Consider the following 22798-nt stretch of genomic DNA (forward strand, 5'->3'; position numbering starts at 1 on the left):
CAATTAAGTCTGTCTATCTTTAGTAGTCTGAGGCAAAGAATATCACTATTGCCGGATTTAGGACAACATTACGCAAGGAATGCGAACATGCTAGCAAATATCCCACTATCGGAACGCCCACGAGAAAAACTTATTGATAAAGGTGCAGCCAGTCTTAGCGATGCAGAGCTATTAGCCATTTTTTTACGAACAGGCATACCCGGTTGTAGTGCTATAGAACTGGCTCGAAAGCTCTTAAACGAGTTTGGCGGCATCGTTGGTATTTACCAAGCCAATCAACAACAAATTTGTCAAATAAAGGGCTTAGGCCAAGCCAAATATGTTCAGCTACAAGCATGTTTAGAAATGACCAAGCGATATCTTAGTGAAGAGTTGCCTAAGGGGCACGAATTAACCAGTTCCAATGCTTGCAAAGCCTATTTAACCGGACAACTTCGCCAAGAAACTCGCGAAGTTTTTGCGCTATTATTACTTAATAATCAGCACCATATTATTGAATATGCCCCATTATTTTATGGCACGATTAACGCTGCATCTGTTTACCCTAGAGTGGTTGTTGAAAAGGTGATAGCTGTTCAAGCTAATAGCGTCATTCTAACCCACAACCACCCTTCTGGTATTTGCGAGCCCAGTAACGCTGACAAACAAATTACTCAACAGCTGGTATCTGCTTTAGCGTTAATAGATGTCACCATACTCGATCACATCATTGTTGCTGGCAGTCACTGTTATTCCTTCGCCGAACATGGCCTTATCTAACCATACATGGCGTTCATTAAACAAACCAATGCTGATTAAATTTTGACTAATTTCTTGCAACTATTAGGTTTGACGGTTAATTTTATTCTTATTACATGGAATTTGAGGTAACAGCCATGACGTCAAATGCTGAGCAACATGAAGATAGACGACAATCAATGCGGTTGGATATGGAAAAGGAATTAATCGATATTCAATGGCAAGACGATTCAGGTAATGTCTTAAAGAAGAAAATTGCCTGTTTAGATTTCTCCAAAGGAGGCGTTCGCTTAGATTGTGATCACGCTATTCCTTTACACACGAAAGCAGAAATTATTTTCAAGGCAGCAGAGCCCAAAAGCCGTACTTTACGTGGGCAGGTGATTCGTTGTCTCAAACAAGAAAATGGTTGGTTTGAAATTGCGCTGAGACTCGACGAGTAAAATATTAAAATTAATCTATACTTAAAGATCGTACAATTTTTAAACGTCACTTTTAGCAGTATATAGAAGGAATTGGCAGTATGATGATTTTGGTTGGTGGTGAGAAAGGTGGCAGCGGTAAAAGCTGTTTAGCACAAAATCTTGCCGTTTATTTTGCAAAACACAAACAAGCAATTGTGTTGATGGTTGACTGTGATCCACAACGTACCACCTCCGATTGGATTCAAGCACGCAACACGGACCCCTCGTTACCCGCAATAAATTGCATTCAACTCTATGGCAAAATTAGAAATGATTTATTGAGCTTAAATCAGCACTACGATTACGTTATTGTTGATTGTGGTGGTCAGGATAACTTAGCGCTACGCGCAGCCATGTCTGTTGCTGACCATGTAGTGATTCCGCTACGCCCAAAACGCCGCGATTTGAAAACCGTTCCTCATATGGAAGACATGCTAAGCACCTGTAAAATGGTCAACCCAAAAATGCTTGCTTCATTTGTTGTTACCCAATGTCCTGCACTGCCAACGCAAGCAAACCGTATATTAGAAGCCAAAGACGTGTGTAGCTCATACGGTATCAATGTGTTAAATTCCGTGACCTACAACCGCAATATTTACGATGACAGTGAAGAAAAAGGCTCTTCTGTATTAGAAATTGAGCCTGATGGCAAAGCCGCACAAGAAATTATTAATATTGCAGAAGAATTATTAGCAATGAAACCGGATAACTCTCATGAGTTTAACTGATCTTAAAAAATCCAAGGACGACAATAACAAAAAGAAAAAGAAAGCGTTTAGTGTTGATGACTTTATCAGTGACGCAGAGAACTACGCTAAAGGATCGCCGCAGTTAGTAAGTCAAGAACGAGGCAAATCTGTCGAATTACCTCAAGCACTAGCTGCAGCAAAAGAGTTAAGTGAGCAGAAAGACAAGCAAACTAAGCCTTTCCGCCACGCAACCTTTACGTTAAGTGAAACGGCAATTGCACAATTGCAAGAATTAGCGCAAGAGACCCAACTAGCAAAATCGCATATTATTCGCATCTTAATTAACGAGTTATGTGCCGAAGAGCAACAAGCTAAATTGACGAAGTTATTAGAGTCAAAAACTAACTAAAGCTGTTCGATTTTACGCCATTACGGCGACAAAACGTTCGAGAGTTAGACAAAGATCAAACGGATCCTTTGCGACAAAAGCTAGTTTAAGCGTATGATTTACTAGATTTTTTCAACTAAAATCCACTTGTTTAATATTAAAGCTAGATTTCATTAAGCAGTTTCTCTATAATATGCCACCTTTTTCAGGATCCCATGGCGACGGCCTTTGGGGAAACATAGCTCGAGCTGAAATTAATTTTGGAGTGACTCACATGTCTAGAGTTTGCCAAGTAACCGGCAAGAAACCAGTAGTTGGGAACAACCGTTCTCACGCAAGAAACGCGACACGTCGTCGTTTCTTACCAAACTTACAATCTCACCGTTTTTGGGTTGAGAGCGAAAACCGTTTCGTAAAATTACGCTTAACTCCGAAAGGAATGCGTATTATCGATAAGAAAGGCATTGATGCAGTATTAGCTGATATTCGTGCCCGTGGCGAAAAAATCTAAGGAATAAATCATGCGTGATAAAATTCGTTTAGTTTCAAGTGCTGGCACTGGTCATTTTTATACTACTGACAAGAATAAAAAGACAATGCCTGAGAAGATGGAAATCAAAAAATTTGATCCAAAAGCTCGCAAGCATGTAATGTACAAAGAAGCAAAAATTAAGTAATTTTTCTTCTCGAATTAAAAAACCCGGCATTAGCCGGGTTTTTTATTGGATTCTTTTAAGCACTACATAACGCGCACTTTTAATTCTGGTGATGTATCTATTTCGCCATCTTCCGATATGGTTGCTGCACTGCCATTACAAATAAGCACAGCGATGCTTCCTGCTTTACTGTTACGAATAAACGCTAAATCATAACCGAATTGATTTAAACTACTAGCAGCAAACTTTTGAGCCAACGACAATTTGTCCCACAAGGCTTCTTGCTCTGCATCATAATGACGTCGCTCTAGCAATACTTCTCTTTCAGATACTGCGTACACATGGACTCCTTGTTTTGTTAATGAGTTATTAAATCAAATTACGTAACCACACTCGAAGATATATGAATAAGGTTAATAATTCAACACATTGTCTGAGTAATTCTCAGTAAAAATAACTGGTAGATCCAGTTCCTTTTAACAACTGCTCTCATCTATTATACTTACGCCATTATTCTACAAAGAGATCACAACAATATGAGTCAAGTTCTCGATGATTTACTCAGCCTACTTACGTTAGAAAAGATAGAGCAAGGACTGTTTCGTGGTCAAAGCCAAGACTTAGGTTTTCGCGCTTTGTTTGGCGGCCAAGTAATGGGACAAGCCTTATCTGCGGCACAAGAAACTGTTGATCCCTTACGCCATGTACATTCCTTACACTCTTATTTTTTACGACCAGGTGATGCGACACACCCCGTAGTATATGAAGTTGAAAACATTCGTGATGGTAAAAGCTTTAGTACCCGCCGTGTAAAAGCCATACAACATGGTAAATCCATTTTTTACATGACAGCATCTTTTCAACAAGCTGAAGAAGGCTTTGAACACCAGCCAACTATGCCTGAAGTTGCCGGACCTGACGGTATTCCCTCATTTACTGATTTTATCTTCGACAATCAGCAATACATTCCCGAGAACGTTCGTGGGAAATTCTTGGCTGAAAAGCCTATTGAATTAAGACCTGTGGAACAATACAACTGGATCAAGCCGGAACAATCAGAGCCAATTTGCCACATGTGGATCAAAGCTAATGGCGATTTACCGGATGATACCGGTATTCATCAATATATGCTGGCCTACACCTCAGATTTTCACTTTTTGCCGACTGCGTTGTTTAGTCATGGTGTCAGCCATTGGCAACCGAATTTTCAAATTGCCACGATTGACCATGCCATGTGGTTCCACCGTCCCTTTAGGTTTGATGATTGGCTACTTTACGTCATGGACAGTCCAACCACCACAAGTGGCCGCGGCCTAGTGAAAGGACAAATATTTGATAGAGAAGGCAATTTAGTGGCTAGCACTATGCAGGAAGGTGTAATTCGCCAGCGCTAACCAATTCCGATTGAGAAAAACGACTAATGTAAAAGCGGCTAAGTTTTAGTGAATAAGTAACTCTAGTTTCTATGTCGCCAATCTTCACCACTTGGGTGCTGAAAAATACGTACATCGAAAACTTTCGCCATGGCATATAAGTGATCGAAAATATCCGCTTGTATGCCTTCATATTGCACCCAATCCTGCACTCTTGAGAAGAAGTATAACTCTAAAGGTAAGCCTGTCGCAGTGGCTTTTAACTGACGAACCATACAAGTCATCTCTTGATTTACATCTGGATGTTGGCGCAAATACGCTTCAATATAGGCGCGAAACGTTCCAATATTAGTAAGCTGACGACTATTTAGCTGATCTTCACTATCGATAGCATGTTGCTGATGGAAGCTTTCGATATCGGCCTGTTTACCGGATAAATAGCCAGAAATTAATTTTACGTGGCTTAACGCTTGAACATCCTGAGCGCTGTAGAAGCGAATACTGGCAACATCAACGGTCATACAACGCTTAATGCGCCTTGCGCCTGACGCATACATACCACGCCAATTGCGAAACGAGCCACTAATAAGTGCATAGGTAGGCACAGTAGTAATAGTGCGGTCGAAGTTTTGAACTTTAACAGTGGTAAGACCGATCTCCATCACATCTCCATCAGCGCCGTATTGTGGTATTTCGATCCAGTCTCCAGGAGCTACCATGCGATTAACGGATATTTGAATACTGGCGACAAACCCTTTGATGGTATCTTGAAATACCAATAATAAAACGGCAGTTAATGCACCTAAACCACTAAGCAAATATATAGGTGACTTATCGAGTACGTAAGAAATCGCGAGAATGCTAGCAACCAAGTAAATCATTAACTTGATGACTTGAATGGCAGAGTTTAATGGCAGGTACCGCTCTCGTGCTTGCTGTCGATACGCAGCTTTGATCACATTCAATAGCGCATCTAATACTCTCGCGACTTGAAAGGTAATTGCGATTTTGACCAGTACAATGGTTAAAGTGTGGGTTATGGTGTTATCTAGCAGTAGGTGAGGCAATAAAAACCATATCACCAACAAAGGAACTAAACTGGATAAACGGCTAAATACTTTATGATCTAAGATCATGTCATCTAAGGTATTTCTAGATAACTTCACCAAGTTTTCAACTTGAGTGAGTACATAACGATTAACAATAATAAAGCTGGTTAGTGCAGCCAACAAAATAATAAGAAAGCCTATCGATAGCGTAGCTAAGTCCAAATATTGAGCACCAACGCCATAATTGACTAAGAACTCTTTTATCCACGCTATCATAAGTATTCCTTATCTGTTTTCCATGTTATTGCTCTGTGCGCTTTCGTGTTAATCTTTGCTGTTAGTTTTTAGTTCTTCTAGCAAGGTGTCTTTATCTAGCCACAGTTGATTAACCCACTTTTGAAAACTAATCTTGAAGTTTCGATCTGACATGTAGTCACCTTTAAGGCTATCGTCTATGTCTTTAATGTCGATAATAACCTCGATTTGTGCTGTTCGGCCACAAATAAAATCTAGAAAGCTTGGTGTCGTGTCAGGATAGTAGATCGTTACATCAAGTACCTTATTTAGTTGATCGCCCATTGCCGTCATAACAAAACCAATACCACCTGCTTTAGGTTTCAACAGGTGCTTAAAAGGTGAGTTTTGTTTACTGTGCTTTTCGTCAGTAAAACGCGTACCTTCAATAAAGTTCATAATGCTGACAGGCTTGTGTTTAAACTTTTCACACGCCTTACGCGTTGTTTCCATATCCTTACCTTTTAAGTGAGGATTTTTCTTTAAATATGCTTGACTGTAGCGCTTCATAAAGGGGAAATCGAGTGCCCACCAAGCGATACCAAGAAAAGGTACATAAATGAGCTCTTTCTTTAAAAAGAACTTTAAGAAAGGTATTTTTCCACGTAATACTCGCTGTAAAACCAAAATATCAACCCAAGATTGATGATTAGCAACAACTAAATACCATTGCTTTTTCTCAAGCTTTTCAAGGCCCGTTACCTTAATTTTCGTTTTGTAGAAAATCTTCTGATTAACCGTATTAATTGCTACCCAATTGCTGGCCATTCTATCAAGTAAATAGCTAAAAACTTTTCGCCAACCGTCCAATGGCACCAAAGCCTTTAGTAAAGAAAAGATAATAATTGGAATAATCCAAAACAAGGTATTAACGGTATAAATTAAAAAAGATAAAAACCCCAGCAAAGGCGCTGGCAAAAAACTGAGCATGACCAATAATCAAGTTGTGTTGTTCTTGTCTCTATAATAAAGGGAATTGCTCAGGCTTTCAGCAACTTTTTATTTGTGGTTACTTTGCCACCATTTTCATTTTTCTCCCGATAATAGAGGTCAAACACGCACTTTTTAGCGCTTGCTAAATGCTATTTAGCGCGCCTTATTGCTTAAAACGTATAAAAATAGCGATCTTGTCTAAGGAATTGTTATATAAATGTTGCGTTATCTATCGTTTTCAAGGCATTCTGGTGGAGGATTAATTAGGGGGAAAAAATGAACTTTTCACGTGCTGTAATTAAAATTGGCAGCGCACTGGTTTCACCAGATGCCAAAGGGTGTAGTGGTAAATATATTTTAGCCATTGCACGGTTTATTACTGAGTGTCAGCTTGCTGGCAAAGATATCATCCTTGTCTCTTCAGGCAGTGTTGCTGCAGGACGACAACTCGTTAAACATGGCTCTCCCAATCCCTCAATCCCCACTAAACAAGCGATGGCCTCTGTCGGCCAAATGAAAATGATGGCCAATTGGCAGCGATTCTTTGATGCACCATGTAGTCAATTGTTAATTACTCATGGCGATTTAAAGGATAGACAACGCTACATCAATATTAAAAATACATTGCGTATTTTGCTAGATAACAACATCTTACCTATCGTTAATGAAAACGATACCGTTGCAACAGAAGAGCTAAAAGTAGGTGACAACGACAACCTTGCGGCACTAGTTGCCATGGTGAGTGAAGCTGACTGTTTGTTTATCTTGAGTGATGTCGACGGCGTTTACGAACAAGATCCTCGCGAAAACCCAGATGCTAAGCTTGTGCCTGAAATTAGTGAGATTAATGATGATATTTTCGCCATGGCAGGTGCAACTAAAAATCACATTGCCACTGGCGGCATGACCACTAAATTACAGGCTGCGCAAAAGGCGACAGAAAATGGCATAGATACCTACATTATCAATGGCACAAAAAGCGAAGGATTTGATGCACTATTAAGAAGTGAAAATCCCGGAACTTATTTCGTCGCCAAACAAGGCAAAACTCGAGCGAAAAAGCATTGGCTCAAGCACACCTTAAAAAGCCACGGCAGTATTTCCGTGGATAAAGGCGCAGAGTCCGCACTTTGCCAACAAGGTGCTTCATTACTGCCTTCAGGAATAGTGTCAGTTAACGGTAAATTCGCGGCAGGTGAATCTATTGACATTGTTTCGCAACTAACAAATCAGGTTATTGCCAAAGGCATCAGTCAATATGGTGCTAGCGAGTTAGATCGCATCAAAGGCCTTAAAAGCGATGAAATTACTCTTAAGCTGGGATATTGCCCTAGCAAAGTCATTGTGCATCGAGACGACTTAGTCGTTATTTAGTAAAAAGGATTAGACATGTCTTCATTTAATATTGCCCAAGCAGCCGTCAATACCAAAATCGCTGCACGACAAACAGCACAACTTAACAGTGCTCAGAAAAACGACTTATTACACGCCATCGCTGATCGTATCGATAACCAGGTTGACGCTATTCTCAGCGCCAACGCTATGGATATTCAATCTGCCAAAGAAAAGCAATTGGCCAATGCGATGGTTGATCGCTTATTACTTAATCCTCAGCGAATTCAAGATATTGCCAATGCCATTAGAGAAATTGCGGGACTAACAGACCCTGTTGGCGACATAGCAAATATCGCTACCCGACCTAACGGTATTCAAGTGGGAAAAATGCGCATTCCACTAGGTGTTGTTGCCATGATTTACGAAGCAAGACCAAACGTTACCGCTGAAGCTGCTGCCTTGTGTTTAAAGTCTGGAAACGGCGTTATTTTGCGTGGCGGCTCTGAAGCTATTCACAGTAACCGAGCTATCGCGCAGTGTTTACACGACGCCATAGAGCATAAAGGTTTAAATCCAAACATGGTGTGTATTGTCCCTGACACCAGTCGTGAAGTGATTGAAAATATGCTGACCTTAAACGACAGCATAGATCTTGTTATTCCTCGCGGTGGGGAAGGCCTTATTCGCTATGTGACCAATAACAGCCGTATTCCTGTTATTCAACACTTTAAAGGGGTTTGCCATCTGTTTATCGATAAGTTTGCCGATGAAGAGAAAGCGCTCGCCATTTTACTAAACGGTAAAACGCAACGACCAAGTGCCTGTAATGCGCTGGAAACTGTACTAATACATCAAGATATTGCTAAGCAAATACTGCCTAAAATTAACCAAGCATTTTCCACTGAGATTGCACCGGAAAAAGTCACCGTGCATGCTTGTGAAAAGAGCTTGCCGTTTTTTGATTCAGCGAGCTTAGCTAGTGACGAAGATTACCATGCCGAATATTTAGCCCAAGAAATTGCTGTGAAAGTTGTGGAAGGCTTTGATGATGCTGTGGCTCATATTCATCAATATACCTCAGATCATACAGAAGTTATTGTTAGTCAAGACACCAGTCGTTGTCAGGCATTCTTGCGCCAAATTAATGCCTCTGTGGTCATGACAAACGCCTCTTCTCGCTTTTCTGATGGCGGACAGTTAGGCTTAGGCTCTGAAATAGGTATTTCTACTAGTAAACTGCACGCCTACGGACCTATGGGATTAGCGTCACTTACCACTGAAAAGTTTATTGTTATCGGTGATGGACAAATAAGAGACTAACTCTCTTATGCAATACCGCGTCGTTTGATTTAGAACAATTAACGACGCGCTTTCTTTTGATGCGTTACTAAAACCGTTGCGCAAACTAGAAATTTTTGTCACTGTATATATGCGAATAATAACGTTCATGGAATGACGCAAACCTAAATGCGCAATACGAAACCTAGTCATATCATTGCCCTTATTTGGCTTCTTGTCGCTCACTTATTTACAGTGATGGCGCCAGCGAACGCTTGGCAAATGGTAGGTCATTCCAGCCTAAGTAACCCTGATTTAGCCCCTGTTTGTACCGGAAATGGTGTTAAATGGGTTTCCATGTCTCAGTTTTATCAAACTGGCAAGGTTATTTTTGTTGAACCACCTGAAGATGATTCTCAGCAAGAAATTAAAGTACAAATGCAATGTACTTTATGTGTGCTTAACGATTCTCCTCAAGACACTCACATTGCCTTTTCATCATCAATTACTTCCCCAGAATTTACTCAAAACGCTTTATTTTCGCTCGCTGAAAATCATACCAGACTCAAGCTATCAAGCTGCTCTGCACGTGCACCTCCATTAACCGTTTAGTTTCCACAGTTAACACTATTTTTTAACACTACATCTGTCTTACGGGCACTTATTTGTCTGTGGGTATTGCAAGCAAATTGGTACAAAAAAAACGGCCTCTAGCTTGTAAACAATTAAACGAATCGGGATTAATAATGAATACACGTATTACCAGCGCAGCCTTATCTCTCATCACTTTAGCTTGTACGTTCTCAGCTTCAGCTGATAGTAACCACAGTTATGTAGCGCCAGAAAAACATGCCCCTATTGGCGTGATGGGCGACCATATGCACAAGCAAGGCGAAATGATGTTTTCTTATCGCTGGATGCATATGAACATGTCAGGTAATCTTCAAGGTAGCGACAGTATCACTAACAATGAAATTGCCACTACTGTAGCCAACCCTTTTGCTAATCCACCTATGTCGCCACCAACAGTGCGCGTAGTTCCTCAAGATATGACCACTAACATGCACATGTTCGGCATGATGTATGCGCCAACCAATGATATTACCTTAATGGCGATGGTTAATTTTCTTGATAAAGATATGGATTTATTAACATACAAAGGCGGTATGGGCACGGAAACACTTGGCGAGTTTTCAACGAGTAGTTCAGGTTTAGCAGATACCAAGCTAGGTCTGCTGTATCGCCTTTCAGACGACGGTAAAAACATATGGCATTTAAATGCCAACTGGATTATACCGACAGGCTCTACCGACGAGAAAGGTACCGCATTAACACCAATGAATATGCAGATGGAAATGCGCCTGCCTTACGGTATGCAACTAGGCAGTGGCTCTAATGGTCTAGAACTAGGCCTAACATACAACTACTATGGCAGTAATAACAATGCTGGTGCACAAGTTATGTATAGCCATTACTTAGGTGAAAACAACCATGACTATACACTTGGCGACACCTTGGCAGCTACCGCTTGGTACTCTCATCGCATCTCTGATGCTTTCAGCCTTTCTGGCCGTATTCAATATCAAGACAAAGACAGTATCGACGGTATAGATAAGCATATTATGGCTCCCGTCACTACTGCAAATCCAGACAACTATGGTGGCACCCTGCTAAACGCCGCAGTAGGCGTGAATACCGTCGTTGCTGGCAAACATCGCTTAGCGCTTGAATACCTTGTGCCTATTGATCAAGATGCCAATGGTGTTCAGATGGAAATGGACAGTATGCTAACTGTCGGTTACCAAATAGCTTTCTAACTTATAAACACTCCTGTTTCGCTAAGGCACCCTTAGCACCCCTTAACCGATATCATACTACCCTGTGGTATCGGTTTTTTTCACACTGCTTCTGACAAAGCTGCTTACAAATCAATTTGTTCATTCCTTTGAGTTTTCTTAAATTTTATCTAATGCTATTAGGCGATAATAAATCTAACAGGAAAATACCATGAGAAAATTCAGCAAACTGAGCGTAGTAGCTACCTTGATGTGTTGTTTATCCACACCATTTGCCTTTGCTAAAGCAACCACTAGCGATCAATATCAACGCGTAGTTGATACTGCTTACAGCTATTTCAAAGGAGCAGCTAATGCTGATCAAGCATTACTAGAGAAAGCATTCGATTTTAAGCATGGTCACATCAAAATGCTCAGAAAGGACAAGGAAACAGGCGAACAAATACTGAAAGTGGTACCACTTAAAGAGTTTGCTGGTTACTTCAAACAAGCAACTAAGGACGAATGGAAAGCAGATATCATTTCCGTTGATATCGTTGACGATAATATGGCGATGGTTAAATTAAATTTTTATACGCCAAAAACCCATTACATTGACTATTTAGTGATGCATCAACTTAACGGTGAATGGAAAATAGTTAACAAAACCTTTGTTGCTAAGCCTAACAAAGCGAATAAGTAACACTACAAAACCAATAAAAAAAGCCGATTCATCGAATCGGCTTTTTAATTTCAGAAAGATATGAGAGATAATTTGTTATAGTTCTGACTCAACAATACGTTTCATGTCAGTCATGTAACCACGAAGCTCTTTACCTACCGCTTCTACACTGTGGCTACGAATGGCTTCATTCACTTCGATTAAACGAACGTTATCTACGCCATTAGCAGTATCTTTTAAGCCTTCACCTAAGTCTTCTAAGCTAAGCTTGCTAACAAACTCTTCTAGCATAGGCTGTGCAGCGTGAGTAAATAAGTAGTTACCGTATTCCGCTGTATCTGAAATTACTACGTTCATTTCATAAAGCTTATTACGTGCAATACAGTTAGCAATTAGTGGTGTCTCATGAAGTGACTCGTAGTAAGCCGACTCTTCGATAATACCAGCAGCAACCATAGATTCGAACGCTAATTCAACACCTGATTTCACCATGGCTACAACGAAAATACCTTTGTCGTAGTACTCTTGCTCTGTGATTTCAGTGTCGCAATCTGGTGCTTTTTCGAAGCTTGTTTCAGCCGTTTGTTCACGCCATTTGTATAAGTTAGCGTCGCCGTTAGCCCAATCTTCCATCATAGTTGAAGAGAAAACGCCATCGATGATGTCATCCATGTGCTTTTCAAATAAAGGACGTAAAATGTCTTTTAATTCTTCAGCCATATCAAAGGCACGGATTTTTGCAGGGTTTGATAAACGGTCCATCATGTTAGTGATGCCACCGTGCTTCAAACCTTCAGTGACAACTTCGATGCCGTACTGAAGAAGCTTACGTGCATATGCCGCATCAATGCCTTGAGCAACTAAGTGCTTGTGACCAAGTACCGCGGCTGTTTGTAACATACCGCAAAGAATAGTTTGCTCACCCATTAGGTCAGACTTAACTTCAGCAATAAACGATGACTCAAGTACACCGGCACGATCGCCACCAGTAGCTGAAGCGTATGCTTTTGCAATCGCTAAACCATTGCCTTGAGGATCATTTTCTGGGTGAACCGCGATAAGAGTTGGAACACCAAAGCCACGCTTGTACTCTTCACGTACTTCAGTACCTGGACACTTAGGCGCAACCATAACAACTGTGATGTCTGGGCGAATCTGCATGCCTTCTTCAACGATATTGAAACCGTGAGAGTATGCTAACGTTGCGCCGTGCTTCATTAATGGCATTACAGCATTAACTGCTGACGTGTGTTGCTTGTCTGGCGTTAAGTTTAGTACTAAGTCAGCTTGAGGAATAAGCTCTTGATAGTTACCAACAGTAAAACCATTTTCAGTTGCCCACTGCCAAGATTGACGCTTTTCAGCGATAGCAGAATCACGTAATGCATAAGAAATGTTTAGGCCAGAATCACGCATGTTTAAACCTTGGTTAAGGCCTTGAGCACCACAACCAACGATAACAATGTTCCAATCTTTGATGAAGTTACAGCCATCGCTGAACTCTTCACGCTTCATGAAGCGACACTTGCCTAATTGCGCTAACTTTTCGCGCAAACTTAATGTATTAAAGTAATTTGCCATTTGTTTTTCCTCAAGCAATCGATACCTGACACTCTAATCAAGTATCGTGAATTTTTGATGAAGGCATGATAATAGAAAAGTCCTATTGCTTAAAATGATATATTTGCATCATAATATTGCAAATTATGCAACACACATTCATTAACCTTAACTGACAGGAGTTTCTCGTGGACCATAAATCACTAAAGATGTTTTTAACCCTTGCTGAGCAACTTCACTTTGGTAAGTGTGCTGATTTGCATTACGTGAGTACCTCTACGTTAAGTCGAGCTATACAACGTTTAGAAGATGAAGTCGGTTGTAAGCTATTGGTGCGAGATAATCGCTCGGTGGTGTTAACGGAAGCTGGTAAGAAGTTCCAACTATATGCTGAGCAACAGTTATCAAATTGGCAGCAGCTGCAAGTGAGCTTGAATGATAAACAAGAGCAATTGCAAGGTAAGCTAACGATTTTTTGCTCGGTTACCGCGGCCTACAGTCACCTTCCGCCATTGCTCGATGCTTTTCGTCAGCAGCATCCATTAGTGGAAATCGTCTTAAGTACAGGCGATGCCGCAGACGCCATCACTCACGTGAGTGAACAAGGTGCTGACTTAGCTATCGCCGTTAAGCCTGATGCTTTATCAAGACAAATTTTTTTCCAGCCTATTGCCAATATACCACTTGCCGTGATCGCCCCAAGCCGCCCATGCCATGTAAAAGAATTGGTTAACGAGCCAGTGATTAATTGGTCCAATGTTCCCATGATTTTGCCTGAACATGGCGTTGCGCGAAAACGCTTTGACTATTGGTTTCGCCGCAGACAACAAGGCAAAGCTAATATTTATGCTAGTGTTTCGGGTCACGAAGCTTTGGTCAGTATGGTTGCCTTGGGCTGTGGTGTAGGAATTGCACCAAAAGTAGTGGTAGAGAATAGCCCAGTAAAAGATCGCGTACAGTATTTAACTGGCGTAGGGGAAATAGAGCCTTTTGAGCTAGGTATTATTTGCCTAAATCAACAAAAGTCTCAACCCCTGGTAGACGCCTTTTTCCATGCCATTGCTGACGATTAGCTGTCTTTTTTAGATAGATAGCTAATTAATGCCGTAAAATCTTCCAAGCCAGCAATGTTATGTGTCAGTAGCTGATATTTACCATTAACAACAAATGCGGGTACACCGCCAAAGCCGCCTTCGCGCATCTGCTTTAAGCGCTTTAATTGATTATCGTGTGTTGACTCCACTCCCTGCTCAACTAATGCTTTATTAAATGACTCAGTATCGATGGCATTAACCTTCAATAACTGCTGCAATTTTTCACCAGAAAAGTCTTTGTCTTTTTGAACGTGAATTTGCGTAAAAATCGACTTAACAAAAGCTTCTTCTTGGTTAATCGCTCTAGAGGCAATTAAAAACTTAGACAAATCATTTTGCATCGCAATAGGGATACCAGGCATACCATTGACATGTCTTCTGACAAAAGTAAGGTTGGCGGGTAAGTTAGCTTTAATTTCTTTTACTGCCCCTTCAGCACGAAAACAGGCTGGACAGTAGAATGAAAAGAACTCTTCTACAGTATCTTGCTGAAATTTAGCACCTGGAATTTGTTTGAAATGTACTCCTTCTTGATACTCTGAAGTAGCATTGGCTGAATTCAAGAGTAAAACACTAGCGCAGACAGCTAACAACGCTAACACTTTAGAAGCTCTCAGTATTTTCACGACTTTCTCCTTGTTGTGTTAATAACCTTAGTAATGACGCAAGTTAATGGGTCACGTATTCAAAACTTAACGTAAATGTAGTTTGTTCTTTCAATAATGATGTCACACTCAAATTAACCCCTAGCAAGTAACAAATTTGCTTGGATAACGCTAAACCTATGCCAGAGCCTTCTTTTTTTGAGGTATAAAAAGGAATAAACAAATTGTCGATTACATCTGGCCGAATACCAATACCGTTATCGATTACATCAATATTTAGTTGTTTTAAGCTGGGGCGATAAAGCACCAGTTTAATTGTGGGGTTTTCACATTCACTGGTAGCATCTTCGGCATTTTTTATCAGGTTTATTAGCACCTGCTCCAACATGCTAGCATCAGTGTGTACCATTGCTGATTTAACATTTCGTTCTTTAATAACGTCAATTGCAGTCGTTCTGTTGTCTGCTAGCTCCGAAAGCAATTGGTATAAATCAACCGATGCAATTTTAGGCTCAGGCAATTGAGTGAGCCCTCTAAAACCTTCGACGAAAAGCTGTAAGCCTTCTGCACGACGTTTGATCACTTCAATGGCTATTTCTGCCGTACTTTTTTCTTCGCCTTTTTCACTATCAAATGATTGTTGTGCCGATTGAGCTAACGAAATCATTGGCCCGAGGCTATTCATCACTTCATGAGCAATAATTTTGATAACTCTTTCCCAAGAGTCATGTTGTCGCTGCTCGATAAACTGATGAATATCACTAACAATGACAATGCGATACGCTTGCCCTTCCATGGTCAGATTAACTAACTGAACGAGGGCTTGGCTCGTAACGTTATTGGCGTGAATAGAGCATATTTTCGCTTGCTCTTTGCCTTCATTAATCAGCGCTAAAACATCTTGGCTGACATGATTAAACTGTCTAATTCGGGTGATTTTTGCTATGGAAAATAAAGTGGTACACATTTTATTCGACTGAACGACTCGACCGGCTTCATCCACCACCAGAAAAGCAAATTTAAATTTGTTCGCCAGCGTTGCGTAAATTTCATTTAACGATTGCACCGATAATGCGCCGTCTGGCATATGTGTTCTAACCGCAAGATTTACTTCGTTAGCGATTGCCGGCTGCGGTAACCTGAGATGTGGTTGATTCATAATACTAGCTGTATATAACAAAGTAAGGAACAAGCCCAAATAGGCGATGTACTCAGTCACTTGATATTCAAAAAAGCTCGCTGTAAAACAAGCCAGACTAAAAAAAACGATACAAGAAAATGATTTACTCAATGCCATGCTTTAATTTCTTTCGATAAAGTGAGGAGCGATTAATACCTAGCATTTTTGCTGCCTTACAAATATTGCTATTTGTTTGATTAAGTGCATTTATAATCGTTTGTTTTTCCGCTTCTTGTAACGAAGTAAATTCAGCTGCTGGCATCACCATATCTGCGGTTTCTGACGATTCATAATCACTACCTTCACTTAAAGCGAGCATACGAGAAAAGTCCATTAACTCATTTTTCGATAAGATGACTGCTCTTTCGAGCATATGCTGTAATTCCCTCACATTACCCGGCCAGCGCCAATCGTGTAGCTGATATTTAGCTTCATTACTTAACGACAAAGTCGGCTTTTTATATTTCTGTGCGTATAGATTAAGGAAATGCTCTGCTAGCAGCGGAATATCTTCTTTTCTTTCTCGAAGAGGAGGTAAGTGTAGTTCTATGGTATTAATTCTATAGAGTAAATCTTGTCGAAACTCACCGCCATTAATGGCTTGTTGTAAATTTTCATTAGTGGCCGATATCAGGCGAATATCGATATCATAGCTTTCCTTACCACCTACTGGAGTTACCGTGCGCTCCTGCAGAACACGTAGTAATTTTACTTGCGAAGCATAAGGCAAATTGCCTAATTCATCTAAAAATAGTGTGCCGTGATTAGCCGAGACGAACCGCCCCACCTTGTTGGCGTATGCGCCACTAAACGCACCTTTTACATGGCCAAACATCTCGCTTTCAAATAAAGAGTCGGTGATCGCCCCCATATCGACGCTAATAAAGGATTCAGCAGAGCGCAGCGATTCTTCATGAACACAATTTGCCACAACCTCTTTACCTGTGCCGCTTTCACCAGTAATTAAAATGCTCGCGTCAGTATTAGCACAATCGGCAATCATGTCTTTAAGCTCAAGCATCGACTGACTTTCACCAATCAGCAAATCAAATCCTTTTCTAGCGTCCGACATTAAGGTTTTTTGGGTTTCTTTTAGTATTTGGATTTTCTGATTTTGCTGATGTGACTCTAATGCCGAAAACAAGGTCGCAAGAAGGCGTTCGTTATGCCAAGGCTTTACAATAAAGTCAGACGCGCCTAGCTTCATTGCTTCTACCGCAATATTCACACCGGCGTAAGCTGTCATTAAGACAACTTGCACTTGAGGAAAAGAAGCTTTAATTTGCCTTAACAAATTTAAGCCTTCTTCGCCATCGACAGCACCTTGCGCAAAGTTCATATCAAGCAACACAATGGCATAAGCATCTTTGTGAAGCTGCTTCATAATATCGCTCGCTTCGTTAACCGTAGTTACTTCTTTAAAGTGGTTGGTTAATAATACTTGAGTCGCAATTAATATATCTTCGTTATCATCTGCAACTAAAATACGAGAGTTTTTACTAGCACTTCTCACAAAGTTGATCCTTATTGCTTATGTTATTATCCCTACGTCGACGCCCTAAGAAACGGAATAAGTGCGCCGTTATGTATTTCAAAACACCACAAATTTCCCTTAGAACTATAACCAAAAGATATAACAAAACCGCTAGTGTTAGCAACTGAACTAATGGCATTGCCACTAATAACCACGGCTCAGCTTTGATAAATTCGAGTAGTTCTGTCATTTCTTTTACTCCTAATCGTTTTTCAACACATCAACCGGTTGCTTATTATTTGCGTTAATAATCACCCAACACACGGTCACTACTGTGATGAATAAGGTAGAGAACAAAGCGAGAAAAAGCTGCCCTCCACTAACCCTTCCTCCGAAATCAAAGGCTTTTAACCAGGTACCGCCTGCTTGCCAAGCAATTGGTAAAGCAATAAATGCTGAGATAACGACAGGAAAAAAATATCGAAAAGAAAGTAAGCCAATAATATTGAATAGTTTCGCGCCTAGAATTTGCCTTACAGCAATTTCTTTCACACTTTTTTCGCAGGCAAATTTGGCTAAGCTAAACATGCCGAAGAAGGTCAACACGATAACAAGCAGCGTTAACATTAGCGTTGCATCTAATTGTCTGAAAAAATTCTGATACTGACTTGCATGTAAAGATTCAAGCGACTGAAAATTTGCATTTGGGTATTCAAACGTTTCATTAAACAAGGATTGTAGTTGTTTTACTTCGTGATCAGAGGCTTCTGGAGACAACTTAATACCCACTGACCAACGCGCCAACACATTGTATGAATGACCTAAAATAATAGGCGTTTTCGCGGTAACACTGTTGTTAAATTCAACATAATCAAACACGCCTACCACTCGAGCAACAACACCATTCCAAGTGAGCGTTTTGTTAAGTGCTTCACTTGGCATTAACCAACCGGCTTGTTCAACAAAGGCACTGGAAACCAAGACACCAAAATGAGCTTGTCCAAGGTCATCTTCTCTGTATTCATCGGCGACATACATATCAGAAAATGAGCGTCCAGCAACAATATTGATATTTAGCGTTTCAATAAAATCAACACCAATGCCCACCATAGGTACTTTGTCTAAATTAGTATTCGGTAAGCCTGAAATACTGATCGCAGAAGTGCTGTTGTTAAATGGCATGGTAGGAAATTGCTCAGCTACTGCAACATGCTCAACATTTGGCAGTTGCATGGCGCGCGTTTTAAAAGACAAAAAACGTTGCTGATACTCGTCTGCGGTGATATCTGGCGTGATAAGTACGCCTGATTTATCGTAGCCTAAGTTTTTATTTGCTAGTAAATTGCTCTGTTCATACATTACAAAACTCAATACCAATAAAATTACGGTAAAAAAGCTTTGCAAACACACTAACAGTATTCTTGAAAAGTCCTGTCTTCTAAACCGGCTATCTAGAATACCTTTTAATCCTAAATGAACGTCAGTTTTAGACGCTTTATACATAGGGACTAAATTACCAAGTACATTAAGAAGGGTAGCAATAATGACCACCGAAGCTACTAGCTGTAAGTTAATCACTAACGATATATTTAATAGGCTCTCTAATTTACCGGCTAGCATTTCAAAAACCACCGCTGACACTAAAACCGCGACGGTAATAATGCAAACAGACTCTACTAATAACTGAATAAATATTTGTGCATCTGAAGCGCCAATAGCCTTCCTTACCGACAACTCTTTTAGCCTAGAAGAATAAAAGGCAGAATTAGTGTTGTAGAAGTTAACAGTGGTAATAACTAATAGCATTATCGTGATCAAATTTAGCAAATACAGTAGTCTTTTATCGCCATTCGTTTTCATTTCACCGAGCATATGTGAATTTAAGTGAATGCTTGATAAAGGTTGAATAATGGTGTCGACTTTTACCTGCATAGCATCAGTTAAGCGTTCATTAACTCGCTCAACAAAATCAGGTAAATCGATATCGCCATTGGTTTTTACGTAAGTGTAAAAATTACCTCCTCTAAAGCCGTCTAGCATATTAGGAACAACGCTTTTCACGGTTATCATTGAGATAATAGCGTCGAAGCTTAAATGGGTATTATTTGGCAGGTCTGCCATGACTCCGGTAACAGTTACCACTACTTCGCTTTCTAAAGTAAAAGTTTTACCTAGGACATCAGTACTATTAAAGATTTTATTAGCGAGAGATTCTGAAATCACCATAGTGCCGGGCGATGAAAGTTTAAACTCTCCTTTAATGATGGGTAGTTCAAAAATCTCGGTAAATTCTTGATCTGCGGCAACTACCTTAGGGAAAGTTAATCTATTCTGCCCATGATAAAGTCGGATAAAAGAATTAATCGGTAAAGCACGAGCAATGGTATGCTGTGATCCTGTTATGTCATTTATAAATGGCTTTAACCCCGCCGGAGTTAACGCGATACCTTCTCTGCCCAAGTCTATCTCAGGTAAATCAATAGCAACCCTGAAAATGCTTTGAGTATCATTAAATTGCTTATCATAACTAAGCTCATGCAAGGTGTAATACAAGATGGTGGCTGCAGAAAAAATACCAGTAGCTAAGCCAATCACTACCAACATAAATTGAAAGTAGTACTTTCTTGTATTCGACCCCAGCACCGATAAATAATTTTGTAAAAGAGCTAAGTTAAACATTGACGGCTTCCTTTAGAATAACGTTTTCTTCAAAGTTTCTGCCGGCATTTACTTGAATAATCCTACCGTCATTTACTTGAATGATCCTATCGGCATAAGAAGCGTGACTTTCAGAGTGGGTCACCATAATGATGGTCGCGCCTTGTTCGTTTAAGTCACATAATAAATCCATGATTTCGTAGCCATTTTGAGAATCCAGATTACCTGTCGGCTCATCAGCCAAAATAATAGACGGTTGTGCCACCAACGCTCGAGCAACGGCGACACGTTGCTGTTGGCCTCCAGATAATTGTTTAGGGTAATGGTGTTGCCTTGCTAGCATATTAGTCTGCTGCAAAACCTTCTCGACGCGTTGCTGTCGCTCCTTTTTATTTATATTTAAATAAATCAAAGGTAACTCAACATTTTTATATACTGAGATCTCGTCTATTAAGTTAAAGCTCTGAAAAATATAGCCAAAATGCTGTTGACGAAGCTTAGTAATTTCCGACGATTTTTTCGTGTGGATAACGTCGCCTTTAATGCATAAATCACCACTACTAGGTCTATCAAGTAAGCCAATAATATTCAGTAAAGTTGATTTACCGCAGCCTGAAGGTCCTGTGATTGCTACGAATTCACCTGCATTGATCGTGAGTGAAACATCTTGCAATGCTGTTGTCTCAGTTTCTAGCGTTGAAAAAGATCTGGAAACGTTTTTTAAAATAAGCATGATTAGTTCACTCCCTTTTGATATTCAGTTAAATACTCATAGTGATTGGTAATAATGTTGTCATGTGGTGACAGTCCACGAACGACTTCTACTAATGTTGACGACTTGCGGCCTACAACGATATTTTTCTTGGTGATGTCTTGTTCTGCATCCATAACAAACACCCATTTACCAAATGAATCTTGTAGATATTTGTCATTTGGTATCGTCATTACCGGCTCACTCGTTCCTAATACTATGTTGGTGACAAAGGATTGCCCTGGTAATAAGTTCTCTGGTAACTCTTCAGCGAATTTAAGGTCGGCTTCAAACTGCCCATTGATAACATTGGGGTAAACTTTGCTCACTTTGAGCTTATACTGCAGACCGTCAATGTTGATCGTTGCAGGGTTACCAACCTTAATATCACTTAAATAAAATTCATCAATCGATGACTTTAATTTCACTAAGCTAAAATCATCAATTTTGCCAACGCGCGTCCCTCTATTAACAAATTCACCTTGCATCACTTTAAAATTTGTTAAGTAACCACTTTGCGGTGCTTTAATAGTCATCGCTTGCAACGACTGTTTTACGACTTCTAAGTTACTTTTCAATCGCTTAGTGTTTGCCTCTAATTGCTCAAGCTGGGAATCGCGTAGTAAATTGATACTTTTTTCTCTTTCTTTACTAATCGCTATTCTTTCTTCTGTGTAGGTTAATTTGTTCGTTAAGTCTTCAATGTCTTTATCGGAAACGTAACCCTCAGGAACCAGTGCTTTGAGGCGCTTTATATTGCTTTGCAAATCATTTTTTTGGTAATTAAGCTCACTAATTTCCCTTTTTATATTGAGACGGCCTTCATCAATTAATATGCGAGTATTGCGTAAGTTGTTAAGCTGTTCTGTTACTAAAGCTTCTCTTGAAATAACGTTTAGCATCAGTGCCGTATTGGTCAAGCCTATTAACTTTTGCCCTTTTTTCACAAAGTCACCTTCTTCTGCAAAAACTTGCTCAACCTTACCTGCTTCTGTGGTGTCAACGTAATAAGAGTCCATCGCTTCAACAACAGCTCTAATTGAAATGTTTTCATTTATCGCTGCTTGCTTAGGCTGAACCACTTTTAACTGCTCAAAAGTAACATCATTGGCTACTGGCCCCTTATTAACAAACCAATATCCAATAGAAAATAAAGCGACTGGCACGAATAAGTATTTGCCGATAATGGCACCTTTCGCTGCCAAAATTTCTTTTTTTGTTTTTACTCTATCCATAGTTCACATCTGCTTAATCTAACAAACTGTATTGGAATAAAGCATGGATGATGCCATCACCATCAATTCATTTAAAATCAGAAAGTTAGCACCCAAAATAGCTCATTACCCCTATTGCGATTCGCACAAGTGAACGAAAAAAGTGTCGCAAAAATGCAACTTGTCGCATTTTGCGACAGTTCAAAATACCTCAGATATGCACAGCTTGTTTCTTATTGGCATTTGTCCCTTATTGTTAATTAGCTATACTTGTTTGTTCTATTAACAGCTTCTAGTTAGCCAAAACTATCCCTATAAAGACTCATCATCATTACCACACTAAAGAGGTACCGATGAAATTGGCTTCCATTCTGCCTATATAGCTAAACAATGAGCCTACTGGTGCTTATTTGAGACAAACCTACTTATTCAATTTTGCAACAGTTTCTGAAAACGTATTGGCAACTTGGTATTAAGGCAGCCAATCACGTTAGTTTTTCACTTTTGCAGTTTTGCGCTCCATTTATGTGTTTCAAAATGAGACATGGATGCATTTTGCGACACCTTTATTATCATTTTTGCAACACTAACAGATCAGTTTTACAACA

At 40.0% G+C, this 22798-nt stretch carries 23 protein-coding genes; 13 read left to right on the top strand and 10 right to left on the bottom strand.

All coding sequences use genetic code 11. From position 1 onward, the window contains the following. Positions 1-87: 87 nt before the first annotated feature. From radC to rpmG, 6 genes are all read left to right on the top strand, one after another. Positions 88-759, top strand: coding sequence for a RadC family protein (gene radC / locus ACOB80_RS09950; RefSeq protein ID WP_473165669.1), 672 nt, complete (start codon positions 88-90; stop codon positions 757-759). 116 nt (positions 760-875) lie between these two features. Further along, positions 876-1181: a PilZ domain-containing protein gene (locus tag ACOB80_RS09955; protein ID WP_473165670.1), complete on the top strand. Its 306-nt coding sequence runs from the start codon at positions 876-878 to the stop codon at positions 1179-1181. Positions 1182-1261: 80 nt separating this feature from the next. Continuing rightward, a complete protein-coding gene (locus ACOB80_RS09960; protein ID WP_473165671.1) occupies positions 1262-1930 on the top strand; it encodes an AAA family ATPase in 669 nt (222 codons plus the stop codon). Further along, entirely contained in the window at positions 1917-2300 is a 384-nt protein-coding gene (locus ACOB80_RS09965; protein ID WP_473165672.1) for a hypothetical protein, read from the top strand. The genes ACOB80_RS09960 and ACOB80_RS09965 overlap by 14 nt, the downstream gene beginning before the upstream one ends. A gap of 253 nt (positions 2301-2553) precedes the next feature. Beyond that, the gene (gene rpmB / locus ACOB80_RS09970; protein ID WP_189769050.1) at positions 2554-2790 is read left to right on the top strand and encodes a 50S ribosomal protein L28; all 237 of its coding nucleotides are present in this window, start codon (positions 2554-2556) and stop codon (positions 2788-2790) included. Positions 2791-2800: 10 nt separating this feature from the next. After that, a complete protein-coding gene (gene rpmG, locus ACOB80_RS09975) occupies positions 2801-2956 on the top strand; it encodes a 50S ribosomal protein L33 (protein WP_044834320.1) in 156 nt (51 codons plus the stop codon). Between the two features lie 62 nt (positions 2957-3018). On the opposite strand, the gene ACOB80_RS09980 is transcribed toward rpmG, so the two are convergent. After that, a complete protein-coding gene (locus ACOB80_RS09980; protein WP_473165673.1) occupies positions 3019-3276 on the bottom strand; it encodes a hypothetical protein in 258 nt (85 codons plus the stop codon). A 195-nt stretch (positions 3277-3471) separates the two neighbouring features. On the opposite strand from ACOB80_RS09980, the gene tesB reads away from it, so the two are divergent. Then, positions 3472-4329: an acyl-CoA thioesterase II gene (tesB, locus tag ACOB80_RS09985; protein ID WP_473165674.1), complete on the top strand. Its 858-nt coding sequence runs from the start codon at positions 3472-3474 to the stop codon at positions 4327-4329. A gap of 62 nt (positions 4330-4391) precedes the next feature. Here tesB and ACOB80_RS09990 read toward each other — a convergent pair whose 3' ends face one another. Both ACOB80_RS09990 and yihG read right to left on the bottom strand, forming a co-directional pair. Then, entirely contained in the window at positions 4392-5633 is a 1242-nt protein-coding gene (locus tag ACOB80_RS09990; protein ID WP_473165675.1) for a mechanosensitive ion channel family protein, read from the bottom strand. Positions 5634-5681: 48 nt separating this feature from the next. After that, positions 5682-6581 carry a 1-acylglycerol-3-phosphate O-acyltransferase, YihG family gene (gene yihG / locus ACOB80_RS09995; RefSeq protein WP_473165676.1) on the bottom strand — a complete coding sequence of 300 codons (900 nt, stop codon included), beginning with the start codon at positions 6579-6581 and terminating at the stop codon, positions 5682-5684. A gap of 279 nt (positions 6582-6860) precedes the next feature. On the opposite strand from yihG, the gene proB reads away from it, so the two are divergent. From proB to ACOB80_RS10020, 5 genes are all read left to right on the top strand, one after another. Further along, positions 6861-7958, top strand: coding sequence for a glutamate 5-kinase (proB, locus tag ACOB80_RS10000; protein WP_473165677.1), 1098 nt, complete (start codon positions 6861-6863; stop codon positions 7956-7958). Positions 7959-7973: 15 nt separating this feature from the next. After that, positions 7974-9239: a glutamate-5-semialdehyde dehydrogenase gene (locus ACOB80_RS10005; protein WP_473165678.1), complete on the top strand. Its 1266-nt coding sequence runs from the start codon at positions 7974-7976 to the stop codon at positions 9237-9239. A gap of 147 nt (positions 9240-9386) precedes the next feature. After that, on the top strand, positions 9387-9809 hold the full coding sequence (locus ACOB80_RS10010) for a hypothetical protein (RefSeq protein WP_473165679.1): 423 nt from the start codon (positions 9387-9389) through the stop codon (positions 9807-9809). Positions 9810-9943: 134 nt separating this feature from the next. Next, positions 9944-11014: a transporter gene (locus tag ACOB80_RS10015; protein WP_473165680.1), complete on the top strand. Its 1071-nt coding sequence runs from the start codon at positions 9944-9946 to the stop codon at positions 11012-11014. 190 nt (positions 11015-11204) lie between these two features. Further along, complete coding sequence (locus ACOB80_RS10020; RefSeq protein WP_473165681.1) at positions 11205-11675, top strand: nuclear transport factor 2 family protein; 471 nt, start codon at positions 11205-11207, stop codon at positions 11673-11675. Between the two features lie 75 nt (positions 11676-11750). Here the strand turns inward: ACOB80_RS10020 and ilvC are convergent, their stop codons facing one another. Further along, on the bottom strand, positions 11751-13235 hold the full coding sequence (gene ilvC / locus ACOB80_RS10025) for a ketol-acid reductoisomerase (RefSeq protein WP_473165682.1): 1485 nt from the start codon (positions 13233-13235) through the stop codon (positions 11751-11753). Between the two features lie 167 nt (positions 13236-13402). On the opposite strand from ilvC, the gene ilvY reads away from it, so the two are divergent. Next, entirely contained in the window at positions 13403-14287 is an 885-nt protein-coding gene (ilvY, locus tag ACOB80_RS10030) for an HTH-type transcriptional activator IlvY (protein ID WP_473165683.1), read from the top strand. Here ilvY and ACOB80_RS10035 read toward each other — a convergent pair. The 6 genes from ACOB80_RS10035 to ACOB80_RS10060 all read right to left on the bottom strand — a co-directional run bounded on the left by ACOB80_RS10035 (position 14284) and on the right by ACOB80_RS10060 (position 22211). Beyond that, on the bottom strand, positions 14284-14934 hold the full coding sequence (locus ACOB80_RS10035) for a DsbA family protein (protein WP_473165684.1): 651 nt from the start codon (positions 14932-14934) through the stop codon (positions 14284-14286). The genes ilvY and ACOB80_RS10035 overlap by 4 nt on opposite strands. Positions 14935-14977: 43 nt before the next feature. Then, positions 14978-16210, bottom strand: a complete 1233-nt coding sequence (locus tag ACOB80_RS10040; RefSeq protein ID WP_473165685.1) for a sensor histidine kinase — start codon at positions 16208-16210, stop codon at positions 14978-14980. After that, the gene (locus tag ACOB80_RS10045) at positions 16197-17606 is read right to left on the bottom strand and encodes a sigma-54-dependent transcriptional regulator (protein ID WP_473165686.1); all 1410 of its coding nucleotides are present in this window, start codon (positions 17604-17606) and stop codon (positions 16197-16199) included. Before ACOB80_RS10045 ends, ACOB80_RS10040 begins: the two co-directional genes overlap by 14 nt. A 222-nt stretch (positions 17607-17828) precedes the next feature. Then, a complete protein-coding gene (locus ACOB80_RS10050) occupies positions 17829-20246 on the bottom strand; it encodes an ABC transporter permease (protein ID WP_473165687.1) in 2418 nt (805 codons plus the stop codon). Beyond that, positions 20239-20958, bottom strand: coding sequence for an ABC transporter ATP-binding protein (locus ACOB80_RS10055; RefSeq protein ID WP_473165688.1), 720 nt, complete (start codon positions 20956-20958; stop codon positions 20239-20241). The genes ACOB80_RS10050 and ACOB80_RS10055 overlap by 8 nt, the downstream gene beginning before the upstream one ends. 2 nt (positions 20959-20960) lie before the next feature. Then, positions 20961-22211 (bottom strand): efflux RND transporter periplasmic adaptor subunit, encoded by a 1251-nt coding sequence (locus ACOB80_RS10060; RefSeq protein WP_473165689.1) that lies wholly within the window; start codon positions 22209-22211, stop codon positions 20961-20963. Positions 22212-22798: the final 587 nt, after the last annotated feature.

It is taken from the genome of Thalassotalea coralli, assembly GCF_055786205.1.

Coding starts and splice junctions, on each gene's coding strand:
- tesB (WP_473165674.1), top strand. CDS start 3,472: ATGAGTCAAGTTCTCGATGATTTACTCAGCCTACTTACGTTAGAAAAG.
- ACOB80_RS10060 (WP_473165689.1), bottom strand. CDS start 22,211: ATGGATAGAGTAAAAACAAAAAAAGAAATTTTGGCAGCGAAAGGTGCC.
- rpmG (WP_044834320.1), top strand. CDS start 2,801: ATGCGTGATAAAATTCGTTTAGTTTCAAGTGCTGGCACTGGTCATTTT.
- ACOB80_RS10040 (WP_473165685.1), bottom strand. CDS start 16,210: ATGGCATTGAGTAAATCATTTTCTTGTATCGTTTTTTTTAGTCTGGCT.
- ACOB80_RS09965 (WP_473165672.1), top strand. CDS start 1,917: ATGAGTTTAACTGATCTTAAAAAATCCAAGGACGACAATAACAAAAAG.
- ACOB80_RS09955 (WP_473165670.1), top strand. CDS start 876: ATGACGTCAAATGCTGAGCAACATGAAGATAGACGACAATCAATGCGG.
- ACOB80_RS10015 (WP_473165680.1), top strand. CDS start 9,944: ATGAATACACGTATTACCAGCGCAGCCTTATCTCTCATCACTTTAGCT.
- radC (WP_473165669.1), top strand. CDS start 88: ATGCTAGCAAATATCCCACTATCGGAACGCCCACGAGAAAAACTTATT.
- rpmB (WP_189769050.1), top strand. CDS start 2,554: ATGTCTAGAGTTTGCCAAGTAACCGGCAAGAAACCAGTAGTTGGGAAC.
- ACOB80_RS10005 (WP_473165678.1), top strand. CDS start 7,974: ATGTCTTCATTTAATATTGCCCAAGCAGCCGTCAATACCAAAATCGCT.
- ilvC (WP_473165682.1), bottom strand. CDS start 13,235: ATGGCAAATTACTTTAATACATTAAGTTTGCGCGAAAAGTTAGCGCAA.
- ACOB80_RS10020 (WP_473165681.1), top strand. CDS start 11,205: ATGAGAAAATTCAGCAAACTGAGCGTAGTAGCTACCTTGATGTGTTGT.
- ACOB80_RS09990 (WP_473165675.1), bottom strand. CDS start 5,633: ATGATAGCGTGGATAAAAGAGTTCTTAGTCAATTATGGCGTTGGTGCT.
- ACOB80_RS10055 (WP_473165688.1), bottom strand. CDS start 20,958: ATGCTTATTTTAAAAAACGTTTCCAGATCTTTTTCAACGCTAGAAACT.
- yihG (WP_473165676.1), bottom strand. CDS start 6,581: ATGCTCAGTTTTTTGCCAGCGCCTTTGCTGGGGTTTTTATCTTTTTTA.
- ACOB80_RS10050 (WP_473165687.1), bottom strand. CDS start 20,246: ATGTTTAACTTAGCTCTTTTACAAAATTATTTATCGGTGCTGGGGTCG.
- ACOB80_RS10010 (WP_473165679.1), top strand. CDS start 9,387: ATGCGCAATACGAAACCTAGTCATATCATTGCCCTTATTTGGCTTCTT.
- ACOB80_RS09960 (WP_473165671.1), top strand. CDS start 1,262: ATGATGATTTTGGTTGGTGGTGAGAAAGGTGGCAGCGGTAAAAGCTGT.
- proB (WP_473165677.1), top strand. CDS start 6,861: ATGAACTTTTCACGTGCTGTAATTAAAATTGGCAGCGCACTGGTTTCA.